The sequence below is a fragment of the Streptomyces sp. NPDC042371 genome, assembly GCF_056437465.1.
Genome location: NZ_JBWKAP010000001.1, coordinates 714,717 through 734,111, shown reverse-complemented (window position 1 = coordinate 734,111; position 19,395 = coordinate 714,717). Strand labels below are relative to the sequence as shown.

The 19,395-nt window shown below is 71.8% G+C and carries 16 protein-coding genes; 6 read left to right on the top strand and 10 right to left on the bottom strand.

The annotated features are described in order from the left end of the window. Positions 1–255 precede the first annotated feature (255 nt). Positions 256–594 carry a P-II family nitrogen regulator gene (locus tag AC068B_RS03260; RefSeq protein WP_478668658.1) on the bottom strand — a complete coding sequence of 113 codons (339 nt, stop codon included), beginning with the start codon at positions 592–594 and terminating at the stop codon, positions 256–258. Then, positions 591–1,889: an ammonium transporter gene (locus AC068B_RS03255; protein WP_478668657.1), complete on the bottom strand. Its 1,299-nt coding sequence runs from the start codon at positions 1,887–1,889 to the stop codon at positions 591–593. The genes AC068B_RS03260 and AC068B_RS03255 overlap by 4 nt, the downstream gene beginning before the upstream one ends. 165 nt (positions 1,890–2,054) lie before the next feature. Here AC068B_RS03255 and era point away from each other — a divergent pair, with 165 nt between their 5' ends. Beyond that, a complete protein-coding gene (era, locus tag AC068B_RS03250; RefSeq protein ID WP_478668656.1) occupies positions 2,055–3,017 on the top strand; it encodes a GTPase Era in 963 nt (320 codons plus the stop codon). 15 nt (positions 3,018–3,032) lie between these two features. On the opposite strand, the gene AC068B_RS03245 is transcribed toward era, so the two are convergent. From AC068B_RS03245 to AC068B_RS03230, 4 genes are all read right to left on the bottom strand, one after another. After that, positions 3,033–4,271, bottom strand: coding sequence for an MFS transporter (locus tag AC068B_RS03245; protein WP_478668654.1), 1,239 nt, complete (start codon positions 4,269–4,271; stop codon positions 3,033–3,035). Continuing rightward, positions 4,268–5,647: a GH1 family beta-glucosidase gene (locus AC068B_RS03240; RefSeq protein ID WP_478668653.1), complete on the bottom strand. Its 1,380-nt coding sequence runs from the start codon at positions 5,645–5,647 to the stop codon at positions 4,268–4,270. Before AC068B_RS03240 ends, AC068B_RS03245 begins: the two co-directional genes overlap by 4 nt. Before the next feature lie 91 nt (positions 5,648–5,738). Next, positions 5,739–6,005 carry a protealysin inhibitor emfourin gene (locus AC068B_RS03235; RefSeq protein WP_356262323.1) on the bottom strand — a complete coding sequence of 89 codons (267 nt, stop codon included), beginning with the start codon at positions 6,003–6,005 and terminating at the stop codon, positions 5,739–5,741. Positions 6,006–6,068: 63 nt separating this feature from the next. Continuing rightward, positions 6,069–7,145 (bottom strand): M4 family metallopeptidase, encoded by a 1,077-nt coding sequence (locus AC068B_RS03230; protein WP_478668651.1) that lies wholly within the window; start codon positions 7,143–7,145, stop codon positions 6,069–6,071. A gap of 291 nt (positions 7,146–7,436) precedes the next feature. Here AC068B_RS03230 and leuA point away from each other — a divergent pair, with 291 nt between their 5' ends. From leuA to AC068B_RS03205, 5 genes are all read left to right on the top strand, one after another. Then, positions 7,437–9,167, top strand: coding sequence for a 2-isopropylmalate synthase (leuA, locus tag AC068B_RS03225; protein ID WP_478668650.1), 1,731 nt, complete (start codon positions 7,437–7,439; stop codon positions 9,165–9,167). Positions 9,168–9,337: 170 nt separating this feature from the next. Continuing rightward, complete coding sequence (locus tag AC068B_RS03220; RefSeq protein WP_478668649.1) at positions 9,338–10,069, top strand: TerB family tellurite resistance protein; 732 nt, start codon at positions 9,338–9,340, stop codon at positions 10,067–10,069. 214 nt (positions 10,070–10,283) lie between these two features. Next, entirely contained in the window at positions 10,284–12,386 is a 2,103-nt protein-coding gene (locus AC068B_RS03215; RefSeq protein ID WP_478668648.1) for an MMPL family transporter, read from the top strand. A gap of 71 nt (positions 12,387–12,457) precedes the next feature. Then, on the top strand, positions 12,458–13,714 hold the full coding sequence (locus tag AC068B_RS03210) for a sensor histidine kinase (protein WP_478668646.1): 1,257 nt from the start codon (positions 12,458–12,460) through the stop codon (positions 13,712–13,714). Further along, the gene (locus AC068B_RS03205) at positions 13,711–14,388 is read left to right on the top strand and encodes a response regulator (RefSeq protein WP_478668645.1); all 678 of its coding nucleotides are present in this window, start codon (positions 13,711–13,713) and stop codon (positions 14,386–14,388) included. The genes AC068B_RS03210 and AC068B_RS03205 overlap by 4 nt, the downstream gene beginning before the upstream one ends. 21 nt (positions 14,389–14,409) lie before the next feature. On the opposite strand, the gene AC068B_RS03200 is transcribed toward AC068B_RS03205, so the two are convergent. From AC068B_RS03200 to AC068B_RS03185, 4 genes are read right to left on the bottom strand one after another with little or no spacing between them, the layout of a single operon-like run. Then, a complete protein-coding gene (locus tag AC068B_RS03200; protein WP_478668644.1) occupies positions 14,410–15,345 on the bottom strand; it encodes a dihydrodipicolinate synthase family protein in 936 nt (311 codons plus the stop codon). Then, positions 15,342–16,379, bottom strand: a complete 1,038-nt coding sequence (locus AC068B_RS03195; protein WP_478668642.1) for an oligopeptide/dipeptide ABC transporter ATP-binding protein — start codon at positions 16,377–16,379, stop codon at positions 15,342–15,344. The genes AC068B_RS03200 and AC068B_RS03195 overlap by 4 nt, the downstream gene beginning before the upstream one ends. Continuing rightward, positions 16,376–18,421 carry a dipeptide/oligopeptide/nickel ABC transporter permease/ATP-binding protein gene (locus AC068B_RS03190; protein ID WP_478668641.1) on the bottom strand — a complete coding sequence of 682 codons (2,046 nt, stop codon included), beginning with the start codon at positions 18,419–18,421 and terminating at the stop codon, positions 16,376–16,378. The genes AC068B_RS03195 and AC068B_RS03190 overlap by 4 nt, the downstream gene beginning before the upstream one ends. Next, a complete protein-coding gene (locus AC068B_RS03185) occupies positions 18,418–19,377 on the bottom strand; it encodes an ABC transporter permease (protein ID WP_478668639.1) in 960 nt (319 codons plus the stop codon). Before AC068B_RS03185 ends, AC068B_RS03190 begins: the two co-directional genes overlap by 4 nt. Positions 19,378–19,395 lie beyond the last annotated feature (18 nt).

The window sequence follows — 19,395 nt, the reverse complement described above, 5'->3', positions numbered from 1 at the left end:
CGGGGGCCGACGGGGAGGTCCGGGTCCGGGGCGAGGTGGGCTGATGGCTGCTGCGGAGCCGCGTGGATTCAGCCGCTCCGGCGTTTGAGGAGCGGGGTGCCGAGCGGGGCCGACGGGGAGGTCCGGGTCCGGGGCGAGGTGGGCTGATGGCTGCTGCGGAGCCGCGTGGATTCAGCCGCTCCGGCGTTTGAGGAGCGGGGTCCGGGGCGGAGCCCCGGGGTGCCGAGCCCCGTGGAACGTTCGCCCGACCGGAGGTCACACCGCGTCGGGGCCCCGTTCGCCCGTCCGTACCCGCACCACCGTGTCGACGGGGACCGACCACACCTTGCCGTCGCCGATCTTCCCCGTGTGCGCCGCGCGGACGATCGCGTCGATGGCCGGGTCCGCGTCCAGGTCGGCGACCACGACCTCGATGCGGACCTTGGGGACCAGGTCGACCTGGTACTCCGCGCCCCGGTACACCTCGGTGTGGCCGCGCTGGCGGCCGTAACCGCTGGCCTCGGTGACCGTCAGGCCCTGCACGCCGAGTTCCTGGAGCGCCGACTTCACCTCGTCCAGGCGGAACGGCTTGATGATCGCGGTGATCAGCTTCATGCGGCGGGGCTCCCCTTCTTGACCGATGCGGAGCCCACGGGGCTCGCCAGGACGCCGTGATCGTAGGCGCTCTCGGCGTGCTGTGTCTGGTCCAGGCCCGTCAGCTCGTCCTCGGCCGGTGCCCGGAAGCCCAGCAGCCTGTCGATGCCCTTTCCGAGGGCGTACGTGACCACGAAGGTGTACGCCGCCACCACCACGACCGCCACCGCCTGCCTGCCCAACTGCCCCGCGCCGCCGCCGTGGAGGAGCCCCTCCGGTCCTTCCGTCATCGTGGCCGTCGCGAACAGGCCGATCAGCAGCGTGCCGACGACCCCGCCCACCAGGTGCACGCCGACGACGTCGAGTGAGTCGTCGTAGCCGAGGCGGAACTTCCACGCGACCGCGTACGAGCAGACGACGCCCGCGGCGAGACCGATCACCGCCGCGCCCAGGATGTCGACGACCCCGCACGACGGGGTGATCGCGACGAGCCCCGCCACCGCGCCCGAAGCCGCGCCGAACGTGGTGGGGTGCCCGTCCCGCTTCTGCTCCACGAAGAGCCAGCCGAGCAGGCCCGTGCAGCCCGCGACCAGGGTGTTGAGGAGGGACGCCGCGGCGAGGCCGTTCGCGCCGAGCGCGGAGCCGCCGTTGAAGCCGAGCCAGCCGAACCAGAGCAGGCCCGCGCCCATCAGGACCATGGGGAGGTTGTGCGGGCGCATCGCTTCCTTCCTGAAGCCGATGCGCGGTCCGAGGACCAGGCACAGGGCCAGGCCCGATGCGCCCGACGCGATCTCCACGACCAGGCCGCCCGCGAAGTCGAGGGCGCCGAGGGAGCTCGCGATCCAGCCGTCGGGGCCCCACACCCAGTGCGCCACGGGAACGTATACGACGAGGGTCCAGACCGGCACGAAGACCAGCCAGGCCGCGAACCGGGTGCGGTCCGCGATCGCCCCGCTGATCAGCGCCGCCGTGATGACGGCGAAGGTGAGCTGGAAGGTGGTGAAGAGGAGGGTGGGGACCGTGCCGGTGAGCGAGTCCGGGCCGATGCCCGCCATGCCGAGGTGGTCGAGGCCGCCGATCAGGCCCGCGAAGGTGTCGTCGCCGAAGGCCAGCGAGTATCCGGCGAGCAGCCAGACCACGGTGACCAGGGCGATCGAGACGAACGACATGAGCAGCATGTTCAGGACGCTCTTCGTGCGGACCATGCCGCCGTAGAAGAGGGCGAGGCCCGGCGTCATCAGGAGGACGAGCGCGGTGGCCGCGAGCAGCCAGGCGGTGTCGCCTGTGTCGAGGTGGGGGGCGGCGGAGGTCGTCATGGGGGGAGAGCGTCACGGGTGCGCGTTTCGTATCGGGCACCCACGGGTTTCCGCCGTGTTTCGTGTTGCGGAGGGGTTTCCGTGTGCTCATCGGTCCCGGCTTCCGGGCGTGTGCCGCGGGTCCGTGGGCCGGTCGGTGCGGCGGGGCTCCGGGGATCAGGGACAATGGGCGCCATGAGCGTTCGTACCCCGTCATCAGCCGAGCCGTCCGAGGCCGCCCACCGCGCCGGCTTCGCCTGCTTCGTCGGCCGCCCCAACGCGGGCAAGTCCACCCTCACGAACGCTCTGGTCGGCAAGAAGGTCGCGATCACCGCGAACCAGCCGCAGACCACGCGGCACACCGTGCGCGGCATCGTGCACCGCCCGGACGCCCAGATGATCCTGGTGGACACCCCCGGCCTCCACAAGCCGCGCACGCTGCTCGGCGAGCGGCTCAACGACGTCGTGCGCACGACGTGGGCCGAGGTCGACGTGATCGGCTTCTGCCTGCCCGCGAACGAGAAGCTCGGCCCCGGCGACCGGTTCATCGCCAAGGAGCTCGCCTCCATCAAGAAGACGCCGAAGATCGCGATCATCACCAAGACCGACCTGGTCGACAGCAAGACGCTCGCCGAGCAGCTCATCGCCATCGACCAGCTCGGCAAGGAGCTCGGCTTCGAGTGGGCCGAGATCGTGCCGGTGTCGGCCGTCGGCGACCAGCAGGTCGGGCTGCTCGCGGACCTCATCGTGCCGCTGCTGCCCGAGGGTCCCGCGCTCTACCCCGAGGGCGACCTCACGGACGAGCCCGAGCAGGTCATGGTCGCCGAGCTGATCCGCGAGGCGGCGCTCGAGGGTGTGCGGGACGAGCTGCCGCACTCCATCGCGGTCGTGGTGGAGGAGATGCTGCCCCGCGAGGACCGGCCCGCGGACAAGCCGCTGCTCGACATCCACGCGTTCGTCTACATCGAGCGGCCCAGCCAGAAGGGCATCATCATCGGCCCGAAGGGCAAGCGCCTCAAGGACGTCGGCATCAAGTCCCGCAAGCAGATCGAGGCGCTGCTGGGCACGCCGGTCTTCCTGGACCTGCATGTGAAGGTCGCCAAGGACTGGCAGAGGGACCCGCGCCAGCTGCGCAAGCTCGGGTTCTGAGGCGCCGCCGCCCCGCTACTTCACCCCCCTGATCCGCGTCACCAGTACCGACCCCGTCGCGCCGATCACCGCTGCCGTCAGGTACAGGGCGCGGTAGCCGCCCAGGTGGGTCACGATCGGGGCCGCCAGGGCGGGGGCCGCGACCTGGGGGAGGGAGTTGGCGATGTTGATGATGCCGAGGTCCTTGCCGCGGTCCGTGGCGGTGGGCAGGACGTCCGTCATCAGGGCGAAGTCCACCGACGTGAAGACGCCGAAGCCGATGCCGAGCAGCGTCGCCGCGACGATCGCGCCCGGCCAGGTCTGCCAGAGGGCGAGCAGGCCCGTCGCCGCCGCCATCACCGCCCCCGACCAGATCACGAAGGGCTTGCGGCGGCCCACCCGGTCCGACCAGGCGCCGCCCACCACGACCGTGGCGAGCATCGTCGCGCCGTTCACGGCCGTCAGGATCAGCACGCCCTCCTCCGGGTCCGGGCGGTCCAGGCGGTCGCGGAGGAAGTAGAGAAGGTAGAGCAGCACCAGCGAGTTGCTGACGTTGATGAGGAAGCGGGTCAGCCAGGCCCAGGCCAGGTCCGGGTGGCGGCGCGGGCTCAGCCGGAACCCCGCGAGGAAGTCCCGCAGGGACCACGGCGGCCGGTCGGACCCGGCCAGGCGCAGGTCCCGGTGGCGTACGACGTAGGGCAGGACGCCGGTCAGGGTGAAGACCGCGCAGGCCGCGTAGCCCGCGACCGTCCCGCCCACCGCCGTCGCGAGCCCCGTGCCGACGACCACGCCGAGCAGTTGCGCCGCGCCGAGCCAGCCGCCCACCGAGCCCCGCTGCAGCCGCGGCACGCGGTCCGGCACGGCGGCCGTCACCGCGGCGAACGCGGCGTTCAGGGTGAGCTGGACCAGGCACCAGCCCGTCGCCAGCCACCACACCGAGCCCGCCGCGGAGAGCAGCAGGAGTGAGGCCGCGCCGCCCGCCGCCCCCGCCACGATCCACGGCGTGCGCCGCCCCCAGCGGGACGTGGTGCGGTCCGAGAGCGCGCCGAAGACGGGGTTCGCGGCGAGGGAGACGACCGCGCCGATGCCCGTCACCCAGGCGAGCACGGTCTCCTTGGAGGTGCCCGCGGGCGCGAGGTCCTCCGCCTGGACGGCGAGCAGGATCTGCAGCGGGCCGTACCAGCCCACCCAGATCGCCCCGTTGGCGAGCGAGAGCGCCGCCGTCCAGCCGCGGCCGACCCGCTCGGTCGGCTCCCGCAGCGCGGTGGCGGTCATGGGCGCCGCGCCGACAGGGCCTCGCGCAGCCAGTGGTACGACGCCTTCGGGGTGCGCACCTGCGTGGTGTGGTCGACGTGGACGAGGCCGAAACGCTGCCGGTACCCCTCCGCCCACTCGAAGTTGTCGATCAGCGACCAGACGAAGTAGCCGCGCACGTCCACGCCCGCCGCCATCGCCCGGTGCAGCGCCCGCAGATGGCCGTCGAGGTAGGAGATGCGGTCCTGGTCGTCGAGTCCCTCGTACGAGCAGCCGTTCTCGGTGATGACGAGGGGCGGGAGCCGGTCGCCGTAGCGGTCGCGGAAGGCGGTGAGCAGTTCGGGGAGGGCTTCGGGGACGACCGGCCAGCCGAAGTCCGTGACCGGATAGCCCTCGATCTGCCGCGGGGAGAAGGGGAGTTCGGGCGGGATCGTGACGCCCGCGAACTCGGTGGCCGTGCCCTCGGGGAGCGGTGCCCCCACCTTCGTCGGCTGGTAGAAGTTGATCCCGTACCAGTCGAGCGGCTCGGAGATCACCTCCAGGTCCGCCGCGAGGTCCTCCGAAGGCATCAGCTCGCCGATGCCCTCCGGGTAGCGGCCGAGGAGCAGCGGGTCCGCGAAGAGGCGGTTGAGGAGCAGGTCGTAGAAGTCCGCGGCGCCCGTGTCGTCCACGGCGTCGGAGGCGGGCCAGGTCGGGCCGTGCGAGTTGGCGATGCCGATGTCCCTGGCACCGGCCGCGCGCAGCGCCCGTACGGCGAGGCCGTGCGCGAGGAGCTGGTGGTGGGCGACGGGCAGCGCGCCGAAGAGGAGCCGTTCACCGGGGGCGTGCTGGCCGAGCGCGTGGCCCAGCAGGGTGTGTTCCGCCGGTTCGTTGAGGGTGATCCACTTGGTGACGCGGTCGCCGATGCGGGCCGCGACGACGGCCGCGTAATCGGCGAACCGCTCGGCGGTGTCCCGGTTCAGCCAGCCGCCCTTCTCCTGCACGGCGAGCGGGGTGTCCCAGTGGAAGAGGGTGGGGACGGGCCGGATGCCCGCCGCGCACAGCTCGTCGACGAGGCGGTCGTAGAAGTCCAGGCCCGCCGGGTCCGCCTGGCCCGCCCCGGTGGGCAGCACGCGCGGCCAGGAGACCGAGAAGCGGTACGCGTCCACGCCGAGGTCGCGGACGAGCGCCACGTCCTCGCGGTAGCGGTGGTAGTGGTCGCAGGCGACCGCGGCCGTCGAGCCGTCCTTCACGTTCCCCGGCACGGCCGTGAACGCGTCCCAGACCGAGGCGCCGCGCTCGTCGGCGGCGCCCTCGATCTGGTGGGCCGATGTGGAGACGCCCCACAGGAAGTCGCGGGGGAACTCGGGGAGCCTGGGGAACGGGGGGATTGCCGGTGTCGCCGCACTCGCTGCCATGGGCGGGATCTTCCGTACCGTCGAGTACGGAAGTCAATGGGCGTGCGCGGAAAACATGAACAATCCTCAGGTTCGCCGATCCTCAGGCTCCCTACGCGCCCTCCTTCAGCACCCGCGAGATCAGTTTCCGCTGCGGCTCCGTCAGCCGCGGGTCCGAGCAGTACACCGTCTGCTCGTCCACCGTCAGCTGGTAGTTGAAGCCGTCCGGCACCCCTATCGGCGGGGCGCTCCGTCCCTCCGCCACGGCCTGTTCGGCCAAGGCGTGCCACTCCGGGGCATCGGCCAGCTGCGAGGTGTCCACCTCGGCATGCCGGTCGATGCCCGCGAATCCTCCGGTCCGCTTCACCTGGATGCGCATGGGTCCTGTCTACTCCACCGGGCGGGCGGCCGGTAGCACGTCATCGGCCGGTCACCGGATCCGTCAGTCGGTCGCCGGGACCTTGACCGTGGACCAGGCGTCGATGACGGCCTTGAGCTCGTCCCCGTCGCCGTACTTGGCGCGCGCGGCGGCGACCGTCAGCTTCGCGAAGTCGGTGAAGGACGCGTCCTGCGCCAGCTCGCCACCGGTCAGCACGGCGTACCAGATCTGTCCCGCACGCTCCCACGAGTGGCCGCCGAGGGCGTCGGCCGTCAGGTAGAACGCGCGGTTGGGGATGCCGGAGTTGATGTGCACGCCGCCGTTGTCGCGGCCCGTTTTGACGTAGTGGTCCATGTCGGCGGGCTGCGGGTCCTTGCCGAGCACGTCGTCGTCGTACGCCGTGCCGGGCTCCTTCATGGAGCGCAGCGCCTTGCCGGTGACGCGCGGGGCGAGCAGCCCGGCGCCGATCAGCCAGTCGGCCTCCTGGGCGGTCTGGCCGAGCGTGTACTGCTTGATCATCGATCCGAAGACGTCCGCCATCGACTCGTTCAGGGCGCCCGGCTGGCCGAAGTACGTGAGGTTCGCCGTGTACTGCACGACGCCGTGGGTGAGCTCGTGGCCGATGACGTCCACGGGAATGGTGAAGTCCAGGAAGATCTCGTTGTCGCCGTCGCCGAACACCATCTGTTCGCCGTTCCAGAAGGCGTTTCCGTACTCCTCGCCGTAGTGGACCGTCGCGTTCAGCGGGAGGCCGCTGCCGTCGATGGAGTTGCGTTCGTACGCCTTCTGGTAGAGCTCGAAGGTCGCGCCGAGGCCTGCGTACGCACGGTTGACGGTGGCGTCCTTGCCGGGCTTGTCGCCCTCGCCGCGCACCTTGCGGCCCGGGAGCTCGGTACGGTGCTTGGCGTCGTAGATGGTGCGGTGCGGCTTGCCCGCCGCGGCTTCCTTGGGCGGGGAGACGCTGGGCGCGCCGATCACGGTCGTCAGGCGGCGGTGGGTGCGCTCGATGGCGTCCCGCTCCAGCGTGCGGCGGGCGGGCGAGGCGAGCGCGGGGTCCTGGTTCTGGGCGAGCGTGTCCAGGACGTGGGGCGGGACGATGGTGCAGAAGACGGGCTCGAAGCCTCGTGGGTTGACGGTCATGGCGGCAATGTGGCACTGGGTCATGCCGCTGTCACTACCTGCAACCATGATTGCTGAAATAGAGGGATTGATCACCACTAGGGGTTTATCCGGCCACGGTCCCGCATACTGATACGGGCCCGCGCACAGAGGGCGGCTCGGCTAGGCTGCGGCACATCATGCGATTCGGGTTGCTTCTCCTTAGCTGCCGCGGCGAGGGCCTGTAGACGAGGCCGACCCCCTCCCCGCGGAGTTCGGCGTTGCGCTAAGACCGTCGGCCGTCCTTCAGGACACTTCCGAGGAGCCCCGCACATGCCGAACTTCCAGCGCCCCACATCCATGCCGATCCACAAGTACGGGCAGTACGAGCAGGTCGACATCCCCGACCGCACCTGGCCGGACCAGCGGATCACGGTCGCTCCCCGCTGGCTCTCCACGGATCTGCGCGACGGCAACCAGGCGCTGATCGACCCGATGTCCCCGGCCCGCAAGCGCGCCATGTTCGACCTGCTGGTCCGCATGGGCTACAAGGAGATCGAGGTCGGCTTCCCCTCGTCGGGCCAGACGGACTTCGATTTCGTACGGTCGATCATCGAGGACGAGAACGCGATCCCCGAGGACGTGACCATCTCCGTCCTGACCCAGGCCCGCGAAGAGCTCATCGAGCGCACGGTGGAGTCCCTGAAGGGCGCCCGGCGCGCGACGGTCCACCTCTACAACGCGACTGCGCCCGTGTGGCGCGATGTCGTCTTCCGCGGCTCGCGCGACGCCGTGAAGCAGATCGCCGTCGACGGCACGCGCCTGGTCATGGAGTACGCGGACAAGCTGCTCGACGACCGCACGACCTTCGGCTACCAGTACAGCCCCGAGATCTTCACCGACACCGAGCTGGACTTCGCCCTGGAGGTCTGCGAGGGCGTCATGGACGTCTGGCAGCCCGACGCCGACCGCGAGATCATCCTCAACCTGCCCGCCACGGTCGAGCGCTCCACGCCCTCGACCCACGCGGACCGCTTCGAGTGGATGTCCCGCAACCTGTCCCGGCGCGAGCACGTCTGCCTCTCCATCCACCCGCACAACGACCGCGGCACCGCGGTCGCCGCCGCCGAGCTGGCCGTCATGGCCGGTGGCGACCGCGTCGAGGGCTGCCTGTTCGGCCAGGGCGAGCGCACCGGCAACGTCGACCTGGTGACGCTGGGCATGAACCTCTTCTCGCAGGGCGTCGACCCGCAGATCGACCTGTCGGACATCGACGAGGTCCGCCGCGTGTACGAGTACTGCACGCAGATGGAGGTCCACCCCCGGCACCCGTACGCGGGCGACCTGGTCTACACCGCCTTCTCCGGCTCCCACCAGGACGCCATCAAGAAGGGCTTCGACGCGATGGAGAGCCGGGCCGCGGCCGACGGCAAGACCATCGACGACATCGAGTGGGCCGTGCCGTACCTGCCCATCGACCCCAAGGACGTCGGCCGGTCCTACGAGGCCGTCATCCGCGTCAACTCGCAGTCCGGCAAGGGCGGCATCGCGTACGTCCTCAAGAACGACCACAAGCTGGACCTGCCGCGCCGCATGCAGATCGAGTTCTCCAAGATCATCCAGACGAAGACGGACGCCGAGGGCGGCGAGGTCACGCCCGGTGCGATCTGGAGCGTCTTCCAGGACGAGTACCTGCCGAACCCCGGGAACGCCGAGGCGCAGTGGGGTCGGATTCAGGTCAAGAACGGCCAGACGACGACCGACACCGACGGCGTCGACCGGCTGGCCGTCGAGGCCACGCTGGACGGCGAGGACACCGTGCTGACCGGCTCCGGCAACGGTCCGATCTCCGCGTTCTTCGACGCGCTGCAGGGCATCGGCATCGACGTACGCCTCCTGGACTACCAGGAGCACACGATGAGCGAGGGCGCGTCCGCGCAGGCCGCCTCGTACATCGAGTGCGCGATCGGCGACAAGGTCCTCTGGGGCATCGGCATCGACGCCAACACGACGCGCGCCTCGCTCAAGGCCGTCGTCTCCGCCGTCAACCGCGCGGCGCGCTAGTCCACCGACCGTTTCTGCCCGGCCCCGTCCGCCCTTCCGGCGGGCGGGGCCGCGTCATCTCCCGGCCATGTCAGGCTCGCTCTCCTGTGCGAGGTGCTGACGCCACATCATCGATGTGGCTAACATCACGCCAACGCGGCAATGCAGCCGGGGAGTTACGGAGGTGCGTGATGCTGCCAGATCGGGAACGAAACGGTCGGAATGCCCGCATCCCCGTCAAGTCGGTCTCGCGCGGGCGGGCGCTGTGCAGGCGCATGGTCGGCATGAACACGGCCTGGGACGCCGTCGGCGACGGCGAATTCTTCTGCCCGGCCTGCGGCGGCGACCGCAACTACCAGCGCCTCACGGGCCGGCGCCGCTTCGTCCTGCTCGGCCTGCCCGTCGTGCCGCGCGGCACCCGCGGCCCCGTCATCCAGTGCGCCGCCTGCCAGGACCTGTTCGACCCCGACGTCCTGGACCACCCCACCACCACCCGGCTCTCCGCGATGCTCCGCGACGCCGTGCACACGATCGTCCTCGCGGTCCTCTCCACGGGCGGCACGGGCTCGCGCACGGTCCTCGAAACGGCCGTCTGCGCGCTGCACGGCGCGGGCTACGACGACTGCACCGAGGAGCAGCTCGTCGCCCTCGTCGACGCGCTCGCCACCGACGCCGGACGCGCCACCGAGCCCGACTGTGGCCCCGGCCTCGCCATCGAACTCCACGAGGCGCTCGGCCCCCTGGCCCCGCACCTCGCCCCCGCGGGCCGCGACGCCCTGCTCCTCCAGGGCGCCCGCATCGCGCTCGCGGACGGCCCGTACACCCCCGCCGAGCGCGATGTGCTCAGCACGGCCGGGTGCGCGCTGACGATCTGCTCGGAGGACGTGACGCGACTCCTTGCGACGGCACGGACGCCATCCTGAGCCGAACTCGGCTTGAGTGACCCCCTGGGGGGCGTGGTCCGTGCGGGACCGGTGGGCGACCAGCGCTGCCCTGCGCGTACTCCGCGGGGAGTAATCCCGGCCGCCCGCCTCCCGGAGCCGTATCCCTGAACTCGGCCCCCAGCCCGACGGATCGGGTTCCCGGCGGCGGAAAGGTGGGGCGTGAACCTGTCACCTCTGCCGAAGGGGGCCCGTCATGGGGGCCGAACGGACCAAGGACGCACCGGCGCGGCGGCGGCGCGCCGTGCCCTGGGTGCTTCTGGGGCTGTGGATCGTCGTGCTCGCGGTGGCCTCGCCGTTCGCGGCGAAGCTTGCCGATGTGCAGAAGGACCGGGCCGTCGACTATCTGCCCGCAAGTGCCGGGTCGACCGAAGTCGCGAAGATCCAGGAGCAGTTGCCCGGCGGCGAGGCCACCGAGCTCGTGCTCGTCTATCACCGGGACGGGGGGCTGACCGGCGCCGACCGGAAGGCAGCGGCGGATCAGGTCGGCGAGATAACGGGCGCCCACAAGCTCGTCGGGAAGCCCGCGGCCGTGCCCTCCAAGGACGGCACCACCCTCATGTATCCCGTGGCCAGCACCGAGCCGGGGCAGGACGAGGACAAGCGGGACGCGCTGGTCGATGATGTGCGGGACATCGCGCACGGTGCGGGTGGGCTGAGCGTCGACGTCGGCGGGGCGGGGGCCCTCGACACCGATGCGAGTGAGGTCTACAACTCGCTCGGCGGGCCGCTGCTCTACACCACCGCGGGCGTTGTCGCGCTCCTGCTCGTCCTGATCTACCGCAGCCCGTTCCTGTGGCTCGTGCCGCTCGCCGTCGCGGGCGTCGCGGACTATCTCGCGATGGGCGTCGCGTACGGGCTGAACCAGGCCTTCGGGACCTCCGTCACCGGGCAGAGCTCGGGCATCATGACCATCCTCGTGTTCGGCGCGGGGACCGACTACGCGCTGCTCCTCGTCTCCCGCTACCGGGAGGAGCTGCGCAGGGTCGAGCGGCCCTACGACGCCATGGCCGCCGCCCTGCGCGGCTGCGGGCCCGCCGTGCTCGCCTCCTCCGGAACCGTCGCCGCCGGACTGCTCTGCCTGCTCGCCGCCGACCTCAACAGCAGCCGGGGCATGGGCCCGCTCGGCACCGTCGGCGTGCTGTGCGCGCTGGTGACCATGCTGACGCTGCTGCCCGCCGTGCTCGTACTGCTCGGCAGGCGGGTGTTCTGGCCGCTCGTACCCGCCTTCGGGAGCGCGCCCAAGCAGCGCCGCAGCCTCTTCGCCGCGATGGGCGGCTCCGCGGGACGCAGGCCGCTCACCGTGCTCGCGAGCGGGGCCGTCCTGCTCGGCGCGCTGGCCATCGGCGCGCTGAACCTGCCGGGCGCGCTCAAGCAGGAGGACTCCTTCACCAAGACGCCCGAGTCGGTGTCGGCCATGGAGACCCTCGCCACCGCCTATCCCGAGCAGGGCACCCAGCCGATCACGGTGATGACGCCGGACGACCGGGCCGATGACTCGCTGGCGCGGATACGGGACACTGACGGCGTGGGCCGCGCGGAGCGGGGGCGTACCGCCGAAGGCTGGACCGAGATCTCCGTGACCGCGACCTCCGCGCCGGAGTCCGCGGGCGAGACCGCGACCATCGAGGCGCTGCGCGACGGGCTCGACGGCTCGTACGTGGGCGGCGCGAGCGCACAGCAACTGGACCTCCAGGACACCAACAACCGCGACCGGAACATCGTCGTGCCGCTCGTCCTCGGCGCCGTCCTGCTGGTCCTCGTCGCCCTGCTGCGCAGCGTCGTCGCGCCGCTGATGCTGCTCGCCGCGGTCGTCGCGGTGTGGGGCGCCTCGCTCGGCATCGCGGGGCTCGTCTTCGAACCGCTCTTCGGGTTCGAGGGCACCGACCCGGGCCTCGGGCTCCTCTCCTTCGTCTTCCTCGTCGCGCTCGGCGTGGACTACGGGATCTTCCTGATGCACCGGATGCGGGAGGAGTGCCTGAACGGCGCCGAACCGGGAGCGGCCGCGCTCACCGCGCTGCGCACCACCGGCGGCGTCATCGCCTCCGCGGGACTCGTCCTCGCCGCCACGTTCGCCGTGCTGACCAACATGCCGCTCGTCCAACTCGTCGAGCTGGGCTTCGTCATCGCCGTCGGCGTGCTGCTCGACACGTTCCTGGTCCGCACGTATCTGGTGACGAGCGCGAGCGTGGCGCTCGGCAGGAAGGTGTGGTGGCCGGGTCCGCTCTCCCGGCCCGCCGCCGCCCCGGCCGCGCCAACGGCCGCCGAGGCAGAGCCCGTCCGGGTCTCCTCGCCTTGATCCGGTCGTCCAGGACGCCCAGGGTGCCCCTCCTCTCCCGGCGGGGCACCCGTGTGCCGGAAGATGGAGCGGTGGACTTTCCCGAGACCGGCCGGGACGCGGAGCGCGGCTCCGTCCGACGCAACCTCATCGAGCGCGTCCTCGGCCCGGCCGCGCCCGGCCAACGGCTGCGCACGGACGCCCTGTTCGCCCTGGCCATGGCCGTCAGCGCCATCGTGGTCGTGCAGGTCGTGCGGGACAACGGCCATGCGCCGGACGTCCTTGGTTGGGCGCTGCTGCTCGTCGCTCACGTCGCCATCGTGTGGCGGCGCCGCGCCCCGATCCGCGTCATGGTCGCCCTGATGGTCATCCTGCTGGCCTACCACTCCCTGGACAACAACCACACCGCGCCCATGGCGGTGTCGATGGCCGCGCTGTTCACCGTGGCCTCCCGCACCAGGCCCCGCAACACGGCCCTCATCGGCGTCGGCGTCATGGGCATCATGCTGGGCGTGAAGTTCCACGAAGGCATGGCCGAGGGCGCGCAGTCGCTGCGGATCTCCGGCTGGATCGTCGCCTTCCTGCTGCTCGGCGTGTACGTGCGCATCCACCGGCAGTACGTCGCCTCCGTGGTGGAGCGGGCCGAGCGCGCGGAGCGCACGCGCGAGGAGGAGGCCCGCCGCAGGGTCGCCGAGGAACGGCTGCGGGTCGCCCGCGACCTGCACGACCTGCTCGCGCACAGCATCACGCTCGTCGGCGTCCAGACGTCCGTCGCCGCACACGTCCTGGCCGCCTCCCCGGACCGCCTGGACCGCGCCGCCGTGGCCAAGGCGCTCGACGACGTCGCCGACACCTGCCGCTCCGCACGGGGTGAACTCCGCGCCACGCTGCAGGTGTTGAGGTCCGGGGCCGACGACGGGTCCGACGAGGCGCGCGGGCCGCTGCCCGGCCTCGACGGCCTGCCCGACCTCGTCGACGCGGCCCGCACCGCGGGCGCCCGCGTCGAACTCGCGGTGGCGGACTGCCGGGCACCGGCCGCCGTGGGCGCCGCGGCCTACCGGATCGTGCAGGAGGCGCTCACCAACGTCGTACGGCACGCGGGACCCGGCAGCACCGTGCGGGTGTCGGTGCGCACGCAGGACGCGGCGCTGTGCGTGCGGGTCGCGGACGACGGCACCGGCGGCCGGGGCCGGGAGCCGGACCACGCGGCGGGGTTCGGGCTCCTCGGGATGCGGGAGCGGGCCCGTACGGTCGGCGGCACCCTGGACGCGGGGCCGCGGCCCGAAGGGGGTTTCATGGTGTCGGCCGTGCTGCCGCTCGCGCCCGTGTCCCTGGGAGGTCTGTCATGACGGTGCCCATCCGTGTGCTGCTCGCCGACGACCAGACGCTGGTGCGTGCCGCGTTCGCGATGCTCGTCGACTCGGCGCCCGACATGGAGGTCGTGGGGCAGGCGGGCACGGGGCGCGCGGCGGTCGACCTGGCCCGCTCCGAACGCGCCGACCTCGTCGTCATGGACATCCGCATGCCCGATCTCGACGGCATCGAGGCGACGCGGCTGCTCGCGGCCGACGAGGACCTGGCGGGGGTGAAGGTGCTGATGCTGACCACGTACGACACGGACGAGCACGTCGTCGACGCGCTGCGCGCGGGCGCGTCCGGATTCCTGGTCAAGGACACCAGGCCCGCCGAACTCCTGGACGCCATCCGCACGGTGGCGGCGGGCGACTCGCTCCTTTCGCCAGGGCCCACCGCCCGGCTGATCGCGCGGGTGCTGCGGGCGCCGGACGCCGGGCTGCCCGTCACCGGCGGGCCCGAAGGGCTCTCGGAGCGGGAGCGGCAGGTCCTGCGGCTCGTCGCGCGCGGCCTGAACAACCAGGAGATCGCCGACACGCTGGGCCTCAGCCCGCTGACCGCCAAGACGCACGTCAGCCGGATCATGGGGAAGCTGTCCGCCCGCGACAGGGCCCAACTGGTCATCATCGCCTACGAGTCGGGCCTGGTCGCGCCGGGCTCGGTGGTCTAGCGGGGCGGTCGCAGGCGGGCCTCACAGCAGCCCGGCCGTCGCCAGGTGCTTGCCCACCCGCTCGGTCTCCGCCGCCGACAGCGGGATCTGCGGCTCCGCCGTCGCCGGGCAGTCGATCACTCCGCGCAGATGCAGCGCCGCCTTGAACGCGCCGAGCGCCGCGGAACTGCCGCCCATCCGCCCCGGATCGCCCACCGCCACCATCCCGAACAGCCCGCACAGCCGCTCCTGTTCGGCCCGCGCCCTCGCCCAGTCACCGTCCCGGCAGGCGCGGTAAAGGCGCACGTACCCCTCGGGGTCCACGTTCCCGAGGCCCGGCACGACGCCGTCCGCGCCCATCGCGAGCGCCGAGTCGACCGTGACCTCGGACCCCGTGAGGACACCGAACCCCGCGAGTCCCGGCGCCGCCCGCTTGCCGAGGACGACGCGCCGGAAGGCGCCCTCGTCGCCGCTTGAGTCCTTCAGGCCCGCGAGCACACCGTCCCCGGCCAGCTCCAGAACCAGCTCCGCGGGCAGCTTCGAGTGCACCGCCATCGGAATGTCGTATGCGACGACGGGCACCGCGCAGCCCCGCGCGACCAGCCGGAAGTGGCGGGCGATCTCGGCCGGGTGGGTCCGGGTGTAGAAGGGCGCGGTGACCACGACCGCGTCCGCGCCCGCCTCGACGACGGCCCGCGCGCGGTCGAGCACGCGGGGCGTCGTCATGTCGATGGCCCCCGCGAGCACGGGCAGTTGCCCGCCCACGTGCCGGACGACCGTGTCGACGACGAGCGCGCGCTGCCGGTCCGTGAGATACGCGACCTCGGAGGTCGAGCCGAGCAGGAACAGCGCGTCGACGCCGCCGGTGACCAGATGGTCGACGAGCCTGGTGAGGGAGGAGATGTCCACCTCGCGGTCCGGTGTCAGCGGGGTGCAGACGGGCGGGACGACACCGGTCAGCGGAGTGGGAATGGTCATGGGTGCTCCCTGGGGGTGGCGGTGGCCGTGGCGGCGGCCCGGGTGACGAGGTCGTGCGTGGACTGTCCCTCCTCGACGGGGTGGAAACACCGGAACCGGTGTTCCGCGCCCGCCGACTGAATGTCCGGCATGGCGGTGGCGCACACCTCGTCCGCCTTCCAGCAGCGGGTGCGGAACGGGCAGCCGCTCGGCGGGCGGGTCGCCGACGGCACGGGACCGACGAGCGGGATCGGGTCGATGGGGTCGAGCAGACCCGGCGTGGCGGAGAACAGGGCGCGTGTGTACGGGTGCCGGGCGCGGTCCAGGATCTCCCCGGCCGGTGACTCCTCGACGATCCGGCCCAGGTACATCGTGATGACGCGGTCGCTCATCCTGCGTACGGTCTGGATGTCGTGGGAGACGAACACGAGCGCGAGGCCGAGGCGCTCCTTCAGGTCGAGGAGCAGGTTGAGGATCTGGGCGCGGACGGACACGTCGAGGGCGCTCGTCGGCTCGTCGGCGACCACCAGGTCGGGTTCGAGCGCGAGGGCGCGGGCGATGGCGACGCGCTGGCGCTGACCGCCGGACAACTGTCCCGGCAGCCCGTCGGCGAGGCTCCCGGGCAGGCCGACCAGCGCCATCAACTCCCTTACGCGCTCGTCCCGTTCCTTGGGAGTGCCGCGCTTGTGTACGTCGAGGGGGTCCCGGAGGATCCGGCTCACCGGGAGGCGGCGGTTCAGGGCCGTCGAGGGGTCCTGGAAGATCATTCCGGTGCGGGTGCCGATGGAGGTCCGCCGTTCGGCGGGCGGCATCGTCCACAGGTCCCGGCCGCGGAACGACACGGTTCCCGCGGTGGGGCGTTGCGCGCCGACGAGGACCTTGGCCAGGGTCGACTTGCCGCAGCCGGATTCGCCGACCACGCCTACCGTTTCGCCGGGGGCGAGGGCCACGGTCGCCTCTGTCAGGGCGTACACGTGGTCCCGGGAGAAGAGGCCTCCCGAGCGGGCCTTGTGCACGACGTGCACGTCGTCCAGCTGGATGATCGGGGTGGTCATTTCGGCTCGCTCTCCGCTGGGGCCTGTCGCGCAGTTCCCCGCGCCCCTGAAGCGCCCCCCGGGGGCGCCCCCGAGGAGGTCGTCGGTTCCGCCGGGTGGTGGCATGCGGTCGCATGGGGTGCGCCACCCGTCAGCCGCGGTGTCGTCGTCCGGCACACCTCGCTCGCCAGCGGGCAGCGGTCCGCGAATCTGCAGCCTGCCGGGAAGTCCGCGGGGGAGGGCACCACGCCCTTGATCTGCGTGAGGCGCTGCGCCGCCGACTCCAGCGAGAGGACCGAGCCGAGCAGTCCGCGGGTGTAGTGGTGCGCGGGGGACTCCACCAGGTCCGCCGTCACGCCCGTCTCGACGATCTGTCCGCCGTACATCACCACCACCCGGTCGGTGACGTCGGCGACGAGCGCGAGGTCGTGCGAGACGAGGATCAGCGCGAAGCCCAGCTCCTCGCGCAGCCGCAGCAGGAGCTGGATGATCTGCGCCTGCACGGTGACGTCCAGTGCGGTCGTCGGCTCGTCGGCGACGATCAGCCGGGGGTCGCGGGAGAGGGCCATGGCGATCAGGACGCGCTGGCGCTGGCCGCCGGAGAGTTCGTGCGGATAGCTGCGCAGGGTGCGTTCGGGGTCGAGGCCGACCTGTTCGAGGAGTTCGGCGGCCGTGCGGCGGCCGCCTCGCCGTACGACCTGTTTGAGCTGTGCGCGGACCGTCATCGCGGGGTTCAGCGACGACAGGGCGTCCTGGTAGATCATCGCCATGTCGTGGCCGAGCAGCCTGCGCCGGGCGCGCATCGGCAGGCCGGTCAGCTCCTGCCCGGCGAAGGTGACACGGCCGCCGACCCGGGCACCCTTGGGCTCCAGGCCCATCACGGTCAGCGCGGTCAGCGACTTTCCGCAGCCCGACTCGCCGACCAGGCCGAGGACTTCACCGGGCCGCACGTCGAAGCTGATCCCGTCGACGATGTCCACGCCCCCGTGGCGCTGCGGGAAGGAGATGGTCAGGCCGGTGACGTCCAGGACCGGCTCGCCCGTGGGGAGGGGGCGGGCGCGGGAGCGGAGGCGGTGGGCCGCCTGGGTCAGTCCTGGCAGTTCGAGGACGCGGCCGCTGCCGGGCTCGGGGGCCTCCAGGCGGTCCTGGGTGCGGGCCGCGCCCGTGACGTCACGCCCCGAAGGCGCCGCCCAGGCGTCGGACACGCCCTCGGAGAGGACGTTCAGGGCGAGGACGGTGATCAGCATCAGGAGTCCTGGGAAGACCGTCGCCCACCAGCCGCCGATCAGGACCATGTTCTTGCCGTCGGCGATGACGCTGCCCCAGGACGGGTCGGGCGGCCGCACGCCCGCGCCGATGAAGGAGAGCGAGGCCTCGAAGACGATGGCCTCGGCGACCTGCACCGTGCAGAAGACCAGGATGGGCGCGGCGCAGTTGACGGCGACGTGGCGGATCAGGATGTGCGGGGTGCGGGCGCCGACGATGTGTTCGGCGACGACGTAGTCCTCGCCGTACTGGTCCAGGACGTTGGCCCGTACGACACGTGCCACGGGCGGTGTGAACAGGAAGGCGATGGCGCAGATCAGGACGGTGATGCCGCCGCCGAAGACCGCGACGAGCACGGCGGCGAGCGCGATCCCGGGGAACGCCATGACGACGTCCAGGCAGCGCATCAGCGTCTCGTCGACGGCCTTGCGGGAGGTCGCGGCGACCGCGCCGATGACGGCGCCCGCGACGAGGGCGAGCAGGGTGGCGCCGAGCCCGATCGCCAGCGACCAGCGCGCCCCGTACATCAGCCTGCTGAGGATGTCGCGGCCCAGGCTGTCCTGGCCCATCCAGTGGTCGGCGGAGGGGGCGCCGGTGCCGCCCACCTGCGGCTGCTGGTCGAGCGGGTCGTGCGGGGCGAGCAGCGGCGCGAAGAGTGCCACGAGGACGACGAGGGCGACGACGCCGACCGCGACGCGGGACAGGACGGGGAGCTTGCGCAGGGAGCGGAGCCGGATGCCGGGGACGGACAGGCGTTCGGCCAGTGCGGTGCGCGAGCGGCGTGGGGTGTGGGTCAACTCGTCTCCCTCAGGCGTGGGTTGACCAGCAGGTAGAGGATGTCGATGACGAGGTTCACGACCACGAAGCCGACGGCGGTGGTGATGACGACGCCCTGCACGACGGCCGGGTCGCCGTTCTTCACGGCGTCGATCATCAGCTTCCCCATGCCGGGCAGCGAGAAGATCGTCTCGATGACGACGGCGCCGCCGAGCAGATAGCCGACGCGCAGACCGAGGACGGTGAGCGGGTTGATGAGGGCGTTGCGCAGGACGTTGCGGCCCACGACGACGACCGGCGGCAGACCGTTGCCGACGGCCGTGCGGACGTAGTCCTTGTCGAGCTCCTCGACCACGGCGGTCCGGATGATGCGGGTGAGGCCCGCCGCCACGGGCAGCGAGAGCGCGAGGGCGGGCAGCGTCATCGTCTTGAGCCAGCCGGTGAAGGAGTCGGCGGGGTTGATGTAGCCGCCGGTCGGAAACCAGCCGAGGTCCACGGCCAGGTACTGGATCATCAGCAGCGCCAGCCAGAAGCCGGGCGCCGCGACGCCGGTCAGGGAGACGACGCGGATCAGCTGGTCCGGAAGGCGGTCGCGGTAGATCGCCGCGGTGATGCCGAGGGTGAGGGAGAGCACCACGGCGATGCCGAGGCCCAGGAAGGTGAGCTGCATGGTGAGCGGCAGCGCGGTGGCGATCTGGTCGACGACGGAGGAACGGTTGAGGACGCTGATGCCCATGTCGCCCTGGAGCAGGTCGCCCACGAAGGCGACGTAGCGCACGGGCAGCGGGTCCAGGAGGCCGTTCTCCTCCCTGAACCGGTGGAGCTGCTCGGGGGTCGGATTGGCGCCCTGGAAGAACGCGGACGCCGGGTCGACGTCCGAGAAGCGCATCACGAGGAACACGAAGAGCACGATCCCGAGCAGCAGCGGGACGAGCAGGACGACACGGCGGGCCAGGATTCTGAGGACGGCTGTCACGGCGTACGACTCCTGAAC

Coding starts and splice junctions, on each gene's coding strand:
- AC068B_RS03205 (WP_478668645.1), top strand. CDS start 13,711: ATGACGGTGCCCATCCGTGTGCTGCTCGCCGACGACCAGACGCTGGTG.
- AC068B_RS03195 (WP_478668642.1), bottom strand. CDS start 16,379: ATGACCACCCCGATCATCCAGCTGGACGACGTGCACGTCGTGCACAAG.
- AC068B_RS03230 (WP_478668651.1), bottom strand. CDS start 7,145: ATGACCGTCAACCCACGAGGCTTCGAGCCCGTCTTCTGCACCATCGTC.
- AC068B_RS03245 (WP_478668654.1), bottom strand. CDS start 4,271: ATGACCGCCACCGCGCTGCGGGAGCCGACCGAGCGGGTCGGCCGCGGC.
- AC068B_RS03240 (WP_478668653.1), bottom strand. CDS start 5,647: ATGGCAGCGAGTGCGGCGACACCGGCAATCCCCCCGTTCCCCAGGCTC.
- AC068B_RS03260 (WP_478668658.1), bottom strand. CDS start 594: ATGAAGCTGATCACCGCGATCATCAAGCCGTTCCGCCTGGACGAGGTG.
- AC068B_RS03220 (WP_478668649.1), top strand. CDS start 9,338: ATGCTGCCAGATCGGGAACGAAACGGTCGGAATGCCCGCATCCCCGTC.
- AC068B_RS03200 (WP_478668644.1), bottom strand. CDS start 15,345: ATGACCATTCCCACTCCGCTGACCGGTGTCGTCCCGCCCGTCTGCACC.
- AC068B_RS03215 (WP_478668648.1), top strand. CDS start 10,284: ATGGGGGCCGAACGGACCAAGGACGCACCGGCGCGGCGGCGGCGCGCC.
- AC068B_RS03235 (WP_356262323.1), bottom strand. CDS start 6,005: ATGCGCATCCAGGTGAAGCGGACCGGAGGATTCGCGGGCATCGACCGG.
- leuA (WP_478668650.1), top strand. CDS start 7,437: ATGCCGAACTTCCAGCGCCCCACATCCATGCCGATCCACAAGTACGGG.
- AC068B_RS03255 (WP_478668657.1), bottom strand. CDS start 1,889: ATGACGACCTCCGCCGCCCCCCACCTCGACACAGGCGACACCGCCTGG.
- era (WP_478668656.1), top strand. CDS start 2,055: ATGGGCGCCATGAGCGTTCGTACCCCGTCATCAGCCGAGCCGTCCGAG.